The organism is Nostoc sp. T09 (genome assembly GCF_002154695.1).
GTDB lineage: Bacteria > Cyanobacteriota > Cyanobacteriia > Cyanobacteriales > Nostocaceae > Aulosira.
The window spans coordinates 1-15,529 of record NZ_MTAV01000200.1 but is presented as its reverse complement, the minus strand read 5'-3'; the positions used below and the strand labels follow the sequence as shown (position 1 = coordinate 15,529).

Below are 15,529 nucleotides of genomic sequence, written 5' to 3'. Positions count from 1 at the left end.
CCAACGCCAACACCCACTCCAACCCCTACGCCGACACCAGCACCCAGCGACTTAACAGACATTGGTAATCACTGGGCAGCTGCATTTATTCGAGAACTAGTTAAAAAGGGGATTGTTAGCGGTTTTCCCGATCGCACTTTTAAACCTGATGCTACGATGACAAGGGCACAATATGCTGCCTTATTAGTCAAAGCTTTCAACCCATCGCCAAACCGTGCGGCTACTAAATTTAAGGATGTACCAGCAGACTTTTGGGCATCTAAGGTAATTCAACAGGCATATCAAGGTCTGTTTCTCGCTGGTTTTCCTGATGGTAGCTTCCACCCCAACCAAAATATCCAGCGCGTGCAAGTTATAGTCTCTCTAGTCAATGGATTGGGATTATCTGGTAATGCTACAACCTCTTTCAAATTTGATGACCAAGCAAAAATTCCTGACTATGCCAAGGATGAAATAGCGAAAGCCATAGATAAGGAGATTATTGTCAATTACCCGAACCCCAAACAACTCAACCCTACCCGCGATGCTACACGTGCTGAGGTAGTGGCACTAGTTTATCAAGCTTTAGTAGATGCCGGTCGTGTAGCGGCGATTAACTCGCCTTATATCGTAGTTGGTTAATGTCTATAAATAGCTGACAGGCTAAAGCCTGCGGCTATATAAACAAGGCCCGCTTTTGCGGGCTAAGAAATAACTCAGAAATAAATTTTAGATGACGCTAACTCGTCAGGATGACAATTTGTTCATCCACTTGTCCCAAGCCTCCAGAGTTCGTTAGCGCCATTGAATTGCTGCGTGCACACACCGCACGGGAAGTAGGGATCGCATTGATTAAAGTTTCATTTAGCAATACTCAGCGTTTTTACTGCTGCTCTTCTTCATAAAACCAAGCTTCCGCTAAAAGTGTAAAGCCAACTAGCCAAAGTAAGCAAAAAATCGAAAACAAAATTATTCCCATCATGGCTACTACCTCCCTTAGCTTAATTTCAGTGCAGAGTTATCTTCAAGGTAGCGAGATTTCACTTAGCTAAAAGTAAGTTGCAACAAAGCTTGACATTTTACGGTTTTTCCCCTTTCCCCAGCAAAAGCATCTTAATTAGAGAGTAAATGTGCGTTGAATGCTTTAGTGATGCGATCGCTAGAAACTTCCAAATGAGCTAGTGTGGAAATATCAAGATTTTCACCAAATTGTTTTAGCCTACTGTCAATAGCTGTTTGCAGTTGACGCAATTCATACCAAGCCAATGTCCGACCGTCTTCTGGTGCATCTGTATTACGCAACATCATCTCTAGCAAAATATTCAGATGTTCTCGTTGCAATGAACGACGGATACTAGAAATTTGCTTTGCTTCTTCGGGAGCTAAAACTTCTTTCCAGATGCCTTTTTGCAGGGTGTCGAACAATTCAGGGATAGAAAGGGCTTCGCCTGGCAGTGTTTTTAATTCTATATCTTGTAACCGATTCAAGCGATCGCTGTTTAACAGAGAGCGTAATACCCGACTTTGAAACCTCAAAATGCGTTCATGTATGGGATAATCGAGGCGATCGTTAGGTATAGGGTTACCCCAGTGTTGCCAGCGCGATGGTGCTAGCTGATTCAGCAATTGGGGTGAGAAACTAAAAGCATCCTCCGCAAATACATACTCTTGCAACTTCGCCAAAGCTTGACGTTGTTTGATTAGTGAAACTGGCACAAATGCCCAGGAAGTGTCATCCCCAGCATGAACACGCCGAAATGATTGCCCACCAATGTATTGAGAAACTAAGGTGGCGTTACGAAAGTAGTATTTTAGTACTCGATTAAATAAGACACGCAAATTACTATAGCTTTCTCCCTTCGAGAGATAACGCTTGTCCAGGCGTTGCCACATCACACGGGCATTATCCATTTGCCATTGAGAATAAACTAATACGTCGCTACTCATGTCCCAAAGGTTTGCTAGCGGATTAATATCCCAGATATCTTCATCAGTGGCGTATGATAATTCAGGCTGAGGCGACGCTAGCGCAATCTGTTCCAAAAAGCTCTTTTCTGCTTCTGGGATCATGGAATCAAGTGCAGGTTGAGGGCTTCTTTTATAACCATACTCAATTGCCCATTCATCATAGGGCCCAACTACCCCAGGAAAATAATCACCTTGCTGTTCTCCCTGTGGTGCTATGTTCACTGGTAAATAATCCATCACAGAACCCGCTAAACCCTTAGCGCGAGTAATTTCTGTCTGATTTAATTCCTGCGGCGCTAGCATGGTGCTGCCATGAAAATTGTGGCGCAAACCAAGAGTATGCCCGACTTCGTGAGCGATAACAGAACGCAAATATTGATGTACATACTCCTGCATCGCTTCACTACTCGGTGTAGTATTCTGCAACAGTGATAACGCCAACGCGCCCATAGCTGCTTGATCTAAAGACTCCTTGCCATAGCAAATCTCAGAAGATGGTTGAATAATGGAATTCTTACCTGTTTGCAGTTGCTCGAGTTGGACAAAGCCTAGACTGCTCTCTGCCTTCTGCCTTTCCCCAACGTCTTGACATGGGTTTTTGCTCGCATTTGCATCCATCAAAGCGCGATATTCTTGCTGAATTGAACGCACCATACCTGCATCAACAATAATATCTGCGTCCAATATTTCCCCAGTGAATGGGTTAACGCGCATCGGCCCTTGGGCAAAACCTGCATCTAGAGAATTAAACCAGCGAATAGTGTTATAACGCACATCTGCGGGATGCCAATCAGCATCATCTGGCATTTGCTGTACTTGAATGGCATTTTGGAATCCTGCTTTGGCGAAGGCTTTATTCCACATCAGCACACCTTCACGAATTGCGTCTCGGTACTCTAATGGCACAGCATTTTCAATCCAAAACACAATTGGTTTTTTAGGTGAAGATAAAGGTGCGTCGGGATCGGATGGTTCTAGATGCCAACGATTGATGTAACGTACAAATGGTTCTTGAGTGTGATTGTGAGAAAAATCTTGGAAAGCAGTAATAAAATATCCCACTCGATCATCAGCAAGCCTGGGAATATAACCGTTATTTTCTCTTAGTTTGGAAAAACTGTAATGTACCTTTAAGGTGAGTGCCCTGCTATCAGGTAAGGTGACTAAATTTGCACCTTCTGCTGATGAAAAACCATAAGTTGAATCAATCTCTAGATTTTCGGGGAAGCTGTTGACATCATCAAAATAAGACTTGCTTGCTTCTAAGCGATAATCAGCTTGTAAAGAGTATTTTAATAAGGAAGTTAAACCTGAAAAATCCTGCATTAGGAGATTATCCAGGTTAATCAGAATATTTTTACTACGTGGATCAATAGTGTCTATTTCCAGCGCATAAAGAACTGAGTCGCTAAAGGAACGAGCAAGCGATCGCTGTTCTGGTTCACCTGGCTCTGTCCGAAATTTAACATTACGAACCACAAAATGCAAATTGTTGTGTACTCGCCGGAAGTAGAAGAGAAAATCAGACAGAGGTAATCCACTATAAATCCCACTTTCCCCCAATCCCGATTCCAATGTCACTGTAGCTAAGTAGTTTTGATTTAGCTGTTCTGGTGCTAGTTCTAAATAAATTTTGCCGTCTTCATGACTGCGATAAACCGTGAATAATCCCTCTAATTTCTCTGTTCCTTTGATTATTTCCCGAAATCTCCGAAAATCTTCCTTTCTACTTTCCCCAAAAATATTGTCAACACTTGCTATGTTTTCAATTACCGGAAGTACATCTAATTGCTGCACATCAATATTTGTATTTGCAAGTTGGTTGGCTGCTGCGTAATTAGTTCCTAGTAACAAGTTACACAGTAAGACTATATAGATTACTAAATTCCTGATCCAGTATTTCATCCTTTAGCTTTCCACCTGAAGCGGTTTTTATATTAAGGAAAAAATGTGGATTAATACGTTGTCTGCCAACCTCACTAGTACTTCCCAAATACTTAGAATCTACGTACTGTATAATCCACCGCAATCAGATAAACAATCGTTTGCCATCAGGGAAAACACTACTAATAAAAAAGTAGTGTGTCCTAAAGCTGTTCACAAATTATTTATTCATAAGATGAAATTCATTATATACCAAATATTTATGTCTTAAGATAGATGGTTTATACAACCAAAGGTACATGTGCTTTGAAGTTTATTTTGTATTAAAAACCAAAAAACGCCCAAAAGTTGTATTTACAGCTACATTTGGGCGCATCAGGAATCGCCAACCGCTACTGCGATCGCGCTTGTAGAGAATATTGGCAGAAGCGGATATTCAGCCGCAACCATCACCTAGCCACAAAGGATGCATGGCTAGCTGTGGCTACAGAATATGAGACATTACCCAACCCAACATCACCATAAATTCTAGGTGAGGCGATCGCAGTTACAGCAGAATCCAGAATTCAGAAGGAAAACAGTCTTTATGCTTGGGTCTGAGACTTAGGATATGTACTTCACAAACTTGAAATTCGCTGTACGTTTTAATTTGTCAACAGTTAAGTTTCACTTTTAACACAGAAATGTGCAGAGGCGCTATTACATCTTATAGTAACCATAGCAGTTTTAAATCATTCATAAGGTTCTTTCTTACCTCTTACTTTAAAAGCATTTTTTATAAATTCATATAGGACTGCTATATAGCTAAAAATTAACTGGGATTATTTAACAATTTTGTTGTTAACTTCAAAGCTTATATAGGGCTAGTATTTGATTTTTAGAATACACATAGGGGAGCCAGTGACGGGTACGCAGGCAGGGGTCTACCCAAATGAGAGCATCTAGCGTTGGGTCATGCCCAGCATACACTTAAGCTTTAAGTATAGGGAATTTCCTCAAATATAAAACCTGATTCCTATATATTTATTATCTGAAATCTCAATGGTAAACATTGATTAATTTCAATGCTGATTAAATTAGCAGAATAATAAATTTTGCTGATGGCTATCTTTAGAAATTAGCATTTTACCAATTACCTGGTTTCAGGCAATTATAAGAATAAGAACATTAACTCTAGAGAATATCTTTTTGGTAAAAACACATGGCATTACTTACAGAATCTACTAAAATTCTTACAACTCCCGGACGTTTGACGGTTCAAACTGCGGAAATTGCTGCGGAAACTACTGCTATTCGTTGTCTAGATTGGGATAGAGAACGTTTTGATGTTGAATTTGGTTTACACAATGGTACGACCTATAATTCTTTCTTAATTCAAGGCGAAAAAAATGCTTTGGTTGACACTTCCCATCGCAAGTTTGAGAAGTTATATCTTGAATTACTTACAGGATTAATTGACCCAGCCAAAATAGATTACTTAATTATCAGCCACACAGAACCAGATCATAGTGGCTTAGTTAAAGACATCTTACAATTAGCTCCTGACATTACCATAGTCGGCGCTAAGGTAGCTATTCAATTTCTCGAAAATATGGTTCACCAGCCATTTAAATCAATATTGGTGAAAAGTGGAGAACGTTTAGCATTAGGCAATGGTCATGAATTAGAATTTATTTCTGCGCCTAACTTACATTGGCCTGATACAATTTTGACCTATGACCATAAAACTGGCATTCTCTACACCTGTGATGTATTTGGAATGCACTACTGTGATGACCACACCTATGATGAGAATTTCACTGTCATAGAGGAAGATTTTAAATATTACTATGACTGTCTCATGGGACCGAATGCACGTTCTGTTTTAGCAGCTTTAAAGCGGATTGAAAAATTAGACATAGGCATAGTTGCTACAGGACACGGGCCTTTACTACAACAGTATATTTCTGAATGGTTGGGAAGGTATCAAACTTGGAGTTTAGAACAAGCAAAAACAGAGACATTAGTGGCAATGTTCTATGCTGAAGATTATGGTTATAGCGAACATTTAGTAAGAACAATAGCACATGGATGTACAAAAACGGGTGTAGCAGTAGAATTAGTAGATATTAATAGTGCTGAACCACAAGAAGTCCGGGAATTAGTTGGACAAGCTTTGGGTTTAGTTATTAGTATGCCAGCCCAACATTCAGTTACGGCTCAAGCAGCTATCAGCACTATCTTAGCAGCGGCTCATCATAAACAAACAATTGGTTTATTAGAGTCAGGCGGAGGAGAAGATGAACCAGTTTATCCCTTACGCAACAAATTCCAAGAATTAGGATTAACTGAAGCCTTTCCCCCAATTTTAGTTAAAGAAACTCCCACACCATCTCTAGAACAACTTTGTGATGAAGCGGGAACAGATTTAGGTCAATGGTTGACCCGCGATCGCACTATTAAACAAATCAAATCCATCAATACAGATTTAGAAAAAGCTCTAGGTAGGATTAGTAACGGATTGTATATTATCACTGCCAAGAAGGGAGAAGTTCAAAGTGCAATGTTCGCTTCTTGGGTAACACAAGCTAGTCTGAATCCTTTAGGGGTAGCAATTGCTGTATCTAAAGACCGGGCAATAGAATCCTTGATGCATGTTGGCGATCGCTTTGTTTTAAATGTTTTAGAAGAAGGCAATTATCAAGGATTAATGAAACATTTCCTCAAACGCTTTGCTCCCGGTGCAGATCGCTTTGCGGGAGTTAAAACCTATCCTGCAACTAATGAATCTCCAATATTAGCTGAAGCTTTAGCTTATATGGAATGTGAAATCACTAGCCGGATGGATTGTGGAGATCATTGGATTATTTATAGCACCATCCAAACTGGACGAGTTGGCAAGGTAAATGCATTAACCGCAGTCCATCACCGCAAAATTGGCAATCATTATTAAACGTCATTTGTTATTTTTAAGGTGGGCAATGCCCACCCTACACTGAAGCAATGTATTGCCTATTTGCCTACCTCTACAAGTAACTTCACAAATCAATTAAGAGTTTTATATGTATCAGTCTACTGAAAAGAACTCAATCTCCATGTATGAAATCAATCGGGGTCGCGTCTTACGAACTTTGGAATTTATCCAAGACATGATTGTGATTTCTTTGTGTATCGGTTTATTTAGTTTCATGGTGATTCAGGTGAGGGATATGTTTTTCTCCTTGCTTCCCCCTCTAGATTTCCATGTTGTAACAGCCGATATTCTTTTTTTACTCATCTTAGTTGAGTTATTCCGGCTCCTAATTATTTATCTCCAAGAACAACGAATATCTATTGGAGTAGCTGTTGAAGTTTCTATTGTTTCCGCCTTGCGAGAAGTAATTGTTAAAGGCGTATTAGAAATTACTTCGAGTCAAGTTTTAGCAACTTGTGCATTTTTACTAGTTTTGGGAGTCCTACTTTTCCTGCGTGTTTGGTTACCCCCTACCTTTGAAGGTATCGATCCGGAACAAGAAGTATCTAAACGTTATAAACGTCTCCATAGAGAAGAATTAATCCAAAGCAACGGACGTTAGGAGGATAAGGGGGCATAGGAGACAAGAGAGTAAATGAAATGACTATTGCCTTCTTGCCAAATGACCAATGACCAATGACTATTGACAAATCCCAGAGGTTACTATGTCTACTGCTACTTTAATAGCCAATCGCCCTAGAGATGTTCAGGTTGCTGAACTTGGTACAAATACGCTGATATTGCGATCGCGTACTTGGGAACGCCTAAAATTTGAGGTTGAGTATTCCCGTCAACGGGGTACTACAGCAAACTCTTATTTGATCCAAGCTGATAAAAAGGTTTTAATTGACCCTCCCGGTGAATCTTTTACGGAAATTTTCCTAGAACAACTAGCACAGCATCTAGACTTGACCACCATAGATTACGTTGTGCTTGGTCACGTCAACCCCAACCGTCGAGCCACTTTAAAGGTGTTGCTCTCTCTAGCGCCGCAAGTCACGTTAATCTGTTCTCGCCCAGCTGCTAATGCTTTAAAAGCCGCCTTTCCTGAATGGGAATCACGTATTCAAGCTGTGCGGGAAGATACCTTAGATTTAGGCCAAGGACATCACCTGTCATTTATCAGCGTCCCGACTCCCCGCTGGGCAGATGGGCTTTGTACTTACGATTCGGCTACCAAAATTCTCTACACTGACAAATTCTTTGGCGCTCATATTTGTGAAGATGCTTTGTTTGATGAAGATTGGAAGGCTTTAGACCCAGAACGCCGTTACTATTTTGACTGTATCCATGCTCCCCAAGCTAAACAAGTCGAAGCTGGCTTAGATAAATTAACAGTTTTGGGTGCAAAATCTTACGCCCCAGCACATGGCCCGGTTGTGCGTTACAGCCTCAGTCGTTTTACCTATGATTACCGCCAATGGTGCAAAGGGCAAAAGTCTCAGGATTTAAGTGTGGCTTTGCTTTACGCCTCGGCTTATGGCAATACGGCAATTCTGGCAAATGCGATCGCTCAAGGTTTGATTGAAAATGACATTAATGTCGAATCAATCAACTGTGAACTAGCAGAACCAGCGGAGATTACCCGCATTGTTGAAGCTTGTGATGGATTGATTATTGGTTCACCCACTTTAGGGGGACACGCACCTACTCAAATTCAAACGGCTTTAGGAATAGTCCTGTCATCTGCGGCTAAAACTAAGCTAGCTGGGGTGTTTGGTTCTTATGGTTGGAGTGGAGAGGCCATTGATTTACTCGAAAACAAGCTCAAAGATGCTAATTATCGTTTAGGGTTTGAGACAATTCGGGTACGCTTTAGCCCTACTCCGTACACTATACAGCAGTGTCAAGATGCAGGCGCTACCTTTGCCCAAAACTTGAAGAAAACGAAAAAATTGCGTACTCCCCGTCAAGTAGTCACAGAAGCCCAAGTAGATCGTACTGAACAAGCAGTAGGCAGGATTATTGGTTCTTTGTGTGTCGTCACCACTCGCGATCAAGACAACCACACAGGGATATTAACTTCTTGGGTATCTCAGGCAACTTTTAACCCTCCAGGGATCATGATTGCTATTACCCAAGAACAGAATGCAGATTTAATGCGTCATCCTGGTGACAAATTTGTACTGAACATCCTCAAAGAAGGCAGAAATGTCCGCCGCTATTTTGCTCGTCACAGCACTTTAGGCGATAATCCGTTTGCTAATCTTCCTACCCAAACTGCTGATAATGGGTGCCTGATTCTAACTGAGGCTTTAGCTTATTTAGAATGTACGGTACAAAATCAACTCGAATGTGGTGACAGATACTTGATTTATGCCGTAGTAGATAAGGGAGAAGTGTTAGAAAATGATGGCGTCACTGCCATCGAACATCGTAAATCTGGTAGTCATTATTAAATTAGGCACGGGGTATGGGGCATTAGGTATGAGATTACTACTTGTCCCCCCTAGCCGCTAGTCCAACCTACCTGTATTGTTAAAATCAAATAATACCATTTCTCTAAAATCTGACGACACACCAATCTCCGTGTCTCATGTCCTTGTTTCGGTTTTCGTATCTAATATTTAAAATAGTCTAATACTGTAAATGCTTGATAGAGGGCACCCGAACGGATTGAAGCACCTGATAACTGTTGATCTTCCTGAAGAAGTTAAATTTTTTATTTAAGCGGGTTCAAATACTCCTGGGGGAATCGGCACCAGTTGCGGAGTTGATAAGCAGATTCCCTGTCTGTACCAAATGCCTTCAACCTCAAAAGCCTCGAATTGGGTAGTGAGAATTGCCCAAGCTCGTTCATTCAGTCCAGCGGAGTAAGTCCAGGTGAATTGTCTATCATTGTGCAATCTTTGTTCCAGTTCAGCTAAATCTTCAGGTAACCAAAACTGGGTCATGATCCTGTGAGTGGCAATTTCTGGCGGTGTCTGTAGCATCTCAGCCATTGGCTGATTTACAATGATTTGCTTGCGAGTATCTTGTCTGACGATGCTAACAGGGCGCTCATTTTCCGCAGCCGCAACCATACGGTATAACAACTGTGATGGTATGTGTAACTGACTGCAAAACACTGCACCTTGATATTGCAAAATGCGTTCAGCTATTTCCGATGGTGTAGGCGGTTGCTTGCTTGCCATCCACCCAAAAAATTCAATTGGTTGCTTGCAGTCTTTCCAGTGAATCCGCACCTTGCCATTAATTTTGTATGCGGTTTCACTAAGAGCTTCTCCGTACCTTTGAGCCAGGTGTGTAGCATCACGTTTTGTCGGGGCAAAAATTGAAACCCCTTCATGAGACATTTTATAGTTCCACCCTGGTAAGTTGAGGATTCTAAGAACACTCACACTCATCTTCTTTGACACCTCCAGAATCTTTATATATTTTTACACCCTTAGTATCTTGATACACGGAAATTTGAAAAGTTTGTTGCCAGATTTGTTTTCTTTCCTCCTCTGGGATGGCTAAAGCCGATGTGATAATGGCAAAGTCCCCTGGTGTTGGGAGAACTTCACCTTTTGCCAACGCTTGTAGGTTTTTAACGCCACAGCGTTTCAATTTTGCCATGTTGGCTTGTACTAAATCGGCAATTGTTTTTGGGGCTTGAGCTTTTTTGGAGAGAGAACCAGTTTTTTTGGCTAACCACTCCTGGGTCATCTCTTCTATAGCGTCGCTTTGGGAAATGCCTAAGCGAGCACAGATGCTTTTAAACTCTAGAGCTAGCTCCAGTGGGATATAGCCGCTAACTTGCTTGTAATCATCAGAACGCCTTCTGTCAGTCATATGCCCAAATGTTAAATCTGCTTGTCTTTATTTTCTCTCATGAAATCTGAAATGCAAGACATTTGTTTTTGTCACATTTAAATGACAGCTTGACAAAAAAAAATGACAAGCCTAGTATGGGGTAATGGAGCAGTAAGCGGCTGAAGACTAAGAAACGGTAGACCACCTAGAAGCTAGCTGCTAATTTAGTGGCTAGCTTCTCACCTTTATTTAGAAATCCAATGGTTGTTTGCCCCTTTCTATTAAGTATATATGCTTGGACTTATTCTGCAACATTTGCTCGTTGATTTGCCTACCCAATTTTCAAGTTGCATTCTGCCCCGCTATTAGAACTAGAGTTAACTGCACCAAGAATTTCGCTCTAGAAACAAAGGTAAGTCTGATTTTTCGGTCTGAACCGCAGCACATCACCGTAATGCCTGATTACCTGGGGTTTGAACTTATTCAAGGTATCGACTCAACAATAACTATGATCCAATTAACCTTTGAGCAATTCCTGCACCCTCTATCTGAGTTTCCTAACGTTGTCCATGTCGAAGATAGTGATGAGCCAATGTTAGATATGTACACGATGGTAGGGGTGCTACTTTTTTCTGCTTGTGCGAATAATAACTTAAACGCTAAAGAAAATATATTAGAAACTTTGGCAAACCACGAAGAATTGGATGCCCATCTTTTGTTTGAGAGGTGTCAGAGGGGCGATCGCGCAGCCATACTACAAACGATTAGCCTGATAGTTTCTGGTTTGGAAAGCAGTTTAGAAACACTGGAAGTAGCTTAAATAGACATTGCAGTGTTGTGTAAGCAAGTAGAGACAGTACGTATCACGTCTCTACCAAGTATCTGTATCGGTAGGGTGATGTTTTCGATTGCAGAGCATTGAGAAAATATCCAAGAAATTTACCTGCCTTTTGATGACTAGCCTAGTTCTGCCAGAAGCTGTACAAAATGTTCTAGACAGATACAGCGAGCCGGATGCTGTTTTTACTGCAATCTTGCCAGCAATTGGAGAAGTATTGCAGTGCGATCGCTGTTTTCTCTATCTGAGAAATCCCCAAACTAAATGGGCTAAAGTCGCTTATTGCTGGCGGCGAAATGAAGCAATACCAGATATTACAGACTCGGACTGGAGACGAGATCCAGAGTCTTTACCCCAAGAAGACCCTTTATTTGCCGCTGCACTCCGGAATGACCCTTCTGTTTATATCGAAGATATAGAAACCGCCAGTCCAGAAGTTGTTAATAAAGAATTTGAGCGCCAGAGCTTTGGTCATAGGGCGTTAATTCATGCTCATTTGTGCCAAAATCATCAATTGTGGGGAATTTTACAGCCTGCCGTCTTTGGTAAAAAACGAGTTTGGTCAGAATTTGATCGGGCTTTTGTCACCCAACTTGAAAGTCAACTCACACCCTTAGCTGTTGCTTATATCAAAACTGCAACTGATTACCCAACCTAACAAATAAGGCTCTACCGTACTTGTTATGCTAAATTCATAGTCTTTAAGAGGGAACAGGGAACAGGAAACGGGGAACAGGGGAAAGAGGCAATATTAAGAAATAATCTGACAAATAAGCATGATTTACCATGTATACCAAGCTTTTTGAGATTTTCTCACGTAAATTTAGCATACTAGGTACTGAAGAACCACAAATAATCACTGTCTGCAAATTAATTTATCAAATTTCCTAGTTTAATTCCTATGTGAGCGGCAGTTGGATTTCAAAGGTTGAACCTTGTCCCAGTACACTGCTGGCTGTAATTTGCCCTTGATGTGCTTGAATAATTTGCTGAGAAATCGCCAACCCTAAACCAAAGCCTCCTGTTTGACGCGATCGCACATTGCCCACGCGATAAAATCGTTCAAAGATATGGGGTAAATCTTCAGATGGAATACCAATGCCGTTGTCTTCTACTTGGATAACAGCTCGATGACCACGTTGAAATAGTTGTAGCTTAACTATCCCACCAGATGGAGTATATTTGCAGGAATTGGCGAGCAAGTTGCCAAAAGCTTGTTTTAACAATTCTGCATCTGCTTTCAAATACAGAGGCTGCTGAGGGAGATGAAGCGTAAAATTAAGATTTTGGGTCGCTGCTTGTGGTTGATATGATTCAAAGAGCGATCGCAGTAGTTCTACAAGGTCAATGCTCTTGAGTGCAGTAGGATCTAAAGGCCCCTCATGACGAGCTAGAAACAGCAAATTGCTAATCAGAGTACTCATTGATTTCGCAATCTCCTCGATATTTTCTAGGCGAAAACGCTGCTCTGATTCATCTTCTGGGGGCATTAATGCAACTTGTGCATTGCTCAAAACCGCAGCCACAGGAGTACGTAACTCATGAGAAGCATCGGCAGTAAAGCGCTGTAGTTGCTCATAGGCGCGACGAGTTGGTTGCATCGCAAGTCCACCCAAAAACCAACCAGTAATCCCAATTAAACCTAAAGTTACTGGTACGCCTATTGTCAAAAATAACCTGCCTCGATTTAAGTTTTCACGCAAAGGTGTCAGAGGTGCAGCAATTTGTAAATAGCCGATTACAACATTATTTTGTATAACTGGTAACGTTAACTCTCGCAGCCAGGTTTTATTGATGTCATTAATTTGAATAGTTTGAAAACCAGCAGCAAAAATTAATCCTTTGGGAATGTTTTCGCCACTAGATTTAACTAATTTTCTTTGGGGATCGTACCAGCGGACATAGATTAATTTGCCATTCAAAGGTATTGCATCACCCAAAATAGGAATATTATCTTTATTTACCTGCCATCGTTCTCTGTAGAGACGACGCTGTGCATTTGCTGTAATTGCTTTGCTGGTTGAATAAAGTTCTTCATCAAAAACCTGAAGGTGGTTTTCAGATCCCAAGTAATAAGCTATGGCAGCAAAGATAATGAGGATACTCCCCATCGACAATGCAAATAAGTAAGTGAGGTTACGACGGCTACGAGCAAATGCGAACATAGTTGATCATTTGTCATTACTTTGTTCACTAGTGGTTCATCGCATTAATGATGATGAGTAAAGTCCCAAAATTTCATACGTACATCATCAATATTAAAGTGTTAAGTGACACAAAAAATATTGTATTTCTTGCATTACCTCGGTCGTCAGTTAGAGTCTATGCAATCGAGCTAAGACCCATCAGCCTCTTTTAAGGGAACGGGGACGCGAATTACCTGGCTGGAATACTGTTTCTGGCTCTGATTTTTTGTGCAGGCATGGTGATATTGTTATTGTAAAATAGTTGCCTAAGTATCTCATCATCAGTGGAGCAAGACTTTAAAAGTATAAAATTTTATTAACTTTCACCAAATCAAATTGATATCTGATTGTATAAAATAAACATTTTGTATAAAAATTAACTTTTTAATAGTAACCTATCAAACTAATATCACAATTTAAAGGTTGATCTTGTAAGCTTTCTACGAGTTAGCTGATTCATTGAGGGAAAATTAATCAAGATATGAGTAGACATTTTAACCGACGTAGGTTTTTGATTTACAGTTCTGTAACTATCGGCAGCAGCATTTTTCTCAAAGCTTGCGTTAATAATTCCCCAACCGCTACAAACAGTCCAGATGCCTCTGGTAATGCTTCTCCTGTTGCTGCTGCTAGTAGTAGCACTATTAAAATAGGTATTTTACATTCACTCAGTGGCACAATGTCTATTAGTGAAAAAAGCGTTGTGGATGCTGAAAAATTAGCAATCAAAGAAATTAACGCTGCTGGTGGTATTTTAGGTAAACAAATTGAAGCAGTTGTTGAAGATGGTGCTTCTAACTGGGATACCTTTAGGGAAAAAGCAACCAAACTGATTGATCAAGATAAGGTGGCTGTAGTTTTTGGTTGTTGGACTTCTGCAAGTCGCAAGAATGTTAAGCCAGTCTTCGAGAGTAAAGACCATATGCTTTGGTATCCAGTGCAGTATGAAGGTCAAGAATGTTCTAAAAACATTTTCTACACTGGTGCTGCGCCAAATCAACAAATAGAACCATCTGTTGATTGGTTGTTGAAAAATAAGGGTAAACAATTCTTTTTAGTAGGCTCTGACTACGTTTTCCCCCGTACTGCTAACAATATTATTAAAGCTCAATTAGAAGCTTTAGGTGGGACAACAGTTGGTGAAGATTACTTACCATTAGGTAGCACAGAAGTGACACCTATTATCACTAAAATTAAGCAAGCTTTGCCTAACGGCGGTGTGATTTATAATACGTTGAATGGTGATAGTAATGTTGCTTTCTTCAAACAATTGAAAGGGGCTGGTTTGACCCCAGAAAAATACCCTTCTATGTCTGTAAGTATTGCCGAAGAAGAAGTCAAAGCAATTGGTGTAGAGTATCTCAAAGGGCACTATGCAGCTTGGAACTATTTCCAAACAGTAGACACACCTGCTAACAAAAACTTTGTCGAATCTTTTAAGAAAGAGTATGGCGCAGAGCGCGTAACCAATGACCCAATGGAAGCAGCATATATTGCAGTTTATTTATGGAAGCAAGCAGTAGAAAAAGCTGGTACTACCGACTTAGCTAAAGTGCGTGCTGCGGCATACAATCAAACCATAGATGCACCTGAAGGAAAAGTGACAGTTAATGCCAATCATCACCTATCCAAAGTTGTGCGGATTGGTCAAGTAAGGCAAGATGGTTTGTTTGATATTGTCTATGCTACTCCTGCACCAGTTGATCCAGTTCCTTGGAATCAGTTTGTGAAAGAGACTAAGGGATTTGCTTGTGATTGGTCAGATCCAGTTAAAGGTGGTAAGTATAAAAAAGCCTAAGTCAAATTAATTCGTAATTCCTAATTAATTACAATTACGAATTTTGTTGATATTTCTTAGGGTAAAACATACTCACAAGTTTTTTAGTAGTGGCGTGGCAAGCCTAAAGTTGTGCATTAGATTTATTTATTGGAAGGCGCTAAAGC

12 protein-coding genes are annotated in these 15,529 nt (G+C 40.6%); 8 read left to right on the top strand and 4 right to left on the bottom strand.

From position 1 onward, the window contains the following. On the top strand, positions 1-621 hold a 621-nt coding region (locus BV372_RS30915; protein WP_143845400.1), incomplete at its 5' end, for an S-layer homology domain-containing protein. 471 nt (positions 622-1,092) lie between these two features. On the opposite strand, the gene BV372_RS30910 is transcribed toward BV372_RS30915, so the two are convergent. Next, positions 1,093-3,852: a zinc-dependent metalloprotease gene (locus BV372_RS30910; RefSeq protein ID WP_086690752.1), complete on the bottom strand. Its 2,760-nt coding sequence runs from the start codon at positions 3,850-3,852 to the stop codon at positions 1,093-1,095. Between the two features lie 327 nt (positions 3,853-4,179). Here BV372_RS30910 and BV372_RS36810 point away from each other — a divergent pair, with 327 nt between their 5' ends. The 4 genes from BV372_RS36810 to BV372_RS30895 all read left to right on the top strand — a co-directional run bounded on the left by BV372_RS36810 (position 4,180) and on the right by BV372_RS30895 (position 9,222). Then, entirely contained in the window at positions 4,180-4,356 is a 177-nt protein-coding gene (locus tag BV372_RS36810) for a hypothetical protein (RefSeq protein ID WP_179198294.1), read from the top strand. Positions 4,357-5,032: 676 nt separating this feature from the next. Then, positions 5,033-6,763, top strand: coding sequence for a diflavin flavoprotein (locus tag BV372_RS30905; RefSeq protein ID WP_086690750.1), 1,731 nt, complete (start codon positions 5,033-5,035; stop codon positions 6,761-6,763). A gap of 109 nt (positions 6,764-6,872) precedes the next feature. After that, the gene (locus BV372_RS30900; protein ID WP_086690749.1) at positions 6,873-7,385 is read left to right on the top strand and encodes a phosphate-starvation-inducible PsiE family protein; all 513 of its coding nucleotides are present in this window, start codon (positions 6,873-6,875) and stop codon (positions 7,383-7,385) included. A 103-nt stretch (positions 7,386-7,488) separates the two neighbouring features. Continuing rightward, positions 7,489-9,222 carry a diflavin flavoprotein gene (locus BV372_RS30895; protein ID WP_086690748.1) on the top strand — a complete coding sequence of 578 codons (1,734 nt, stop codon included), beginning with the start codon at positions 7,489-7,491 and terminating at the stop codon, positions 9,220-9,222. Positions 9,223-9,489: 267 nt separating this feature from the next. Here the strand turns inward: BV372_RS30895 and BV372_RS30890 are convergent, their stop codons facing one another. Together BV372_RS30890 and BV372_RS30885 are read right to left on the bottom strand one after the other, a co-directional pair. Further along, a complete protein-coding gene (locus tag BV372_RS30890) occupies positions 9,490-10,170 on the bottom strand; it encodes a PAS domain-containing protein (RefSeq protein WP_086690746.1) in 681 nt (226 codons plus the stop codon). After that, positions 10,151-10,600: a hypothetical protein gene (locus BV372_RS30885; protein WP_086690745.1), complete on the bottom strand. Its 450-nt coding sequence runs from the start codon at positions 10,598-10,600 to the stop codon at positions 10,151-10,153. Before BV372_RS30885 ends, BV372_RS30890 begins: the two co-directional genes overlap by 20 nt. Positions 10,601-11,015: 415 nt before the next feature. Between BV372_RS30885 and BV372_RS30880 the strand changes: the two genes are divergently transcribed. Then, complete coding sequence (locus BV372_RS30880) at positions 11,016-11,381, top strand: hypothetical protein (RefSeq protein ID WP_256973564.1); 366 nt, start codon at positions 11,016-11,018, stop codon at positions 11,379-11,381. A gap of 133 nt (positions 11,382-11,514) precedes the next feature. Beyond that, the gene (locus BV372_RS30875; RefSeq protein WP_086690743.1) at positions 11,515-12,057 is read left to right on the top strand and encodes a GAF domain-containing protein; all 543 of its coding nucleotides are present in this window, start codon (positions 11,515-11,517) and stop codon (positions 12,055-12,057) included. 241 nt (positions 12,058-12,298) lie between these two features. Here the strand turns inward: BV372_RS30875 and BV372_RS30870 are convergent, their stop codons facing one another. Beyond that, positions 12,299-13,564, bottom strand: a complete 1,266-nt coding sequence (locus BV372_RS30870; RefSeq protein WP_086690742.1) for a cell wall metabolism sensor histidine kinase WalK — start codon at positions 13,562-13,564, stop codon at positions 12,299-12,301. A 502-nt stretch (positions 13,565-14,066) separates the two neighbouring features. Between BV372_RS30870 and urtA the strand changes: the two genes are divergently transcribed. Continuing rightward, positions 14,067-15,383: an urea ABC transporter substrate-binding protein gene (urtA, locus tag BV372_RS30865; RefSeq protein ID WP_086690740.1), complete on the top strand. Its 1,317-nt coding sequence runs from the start codon at positions 14,067-14,069 to the stop codon at positions 15,381-15,383. The last annotated feature ends 146 nt before the right edge of the window (positions 15,384-15,529 follow it).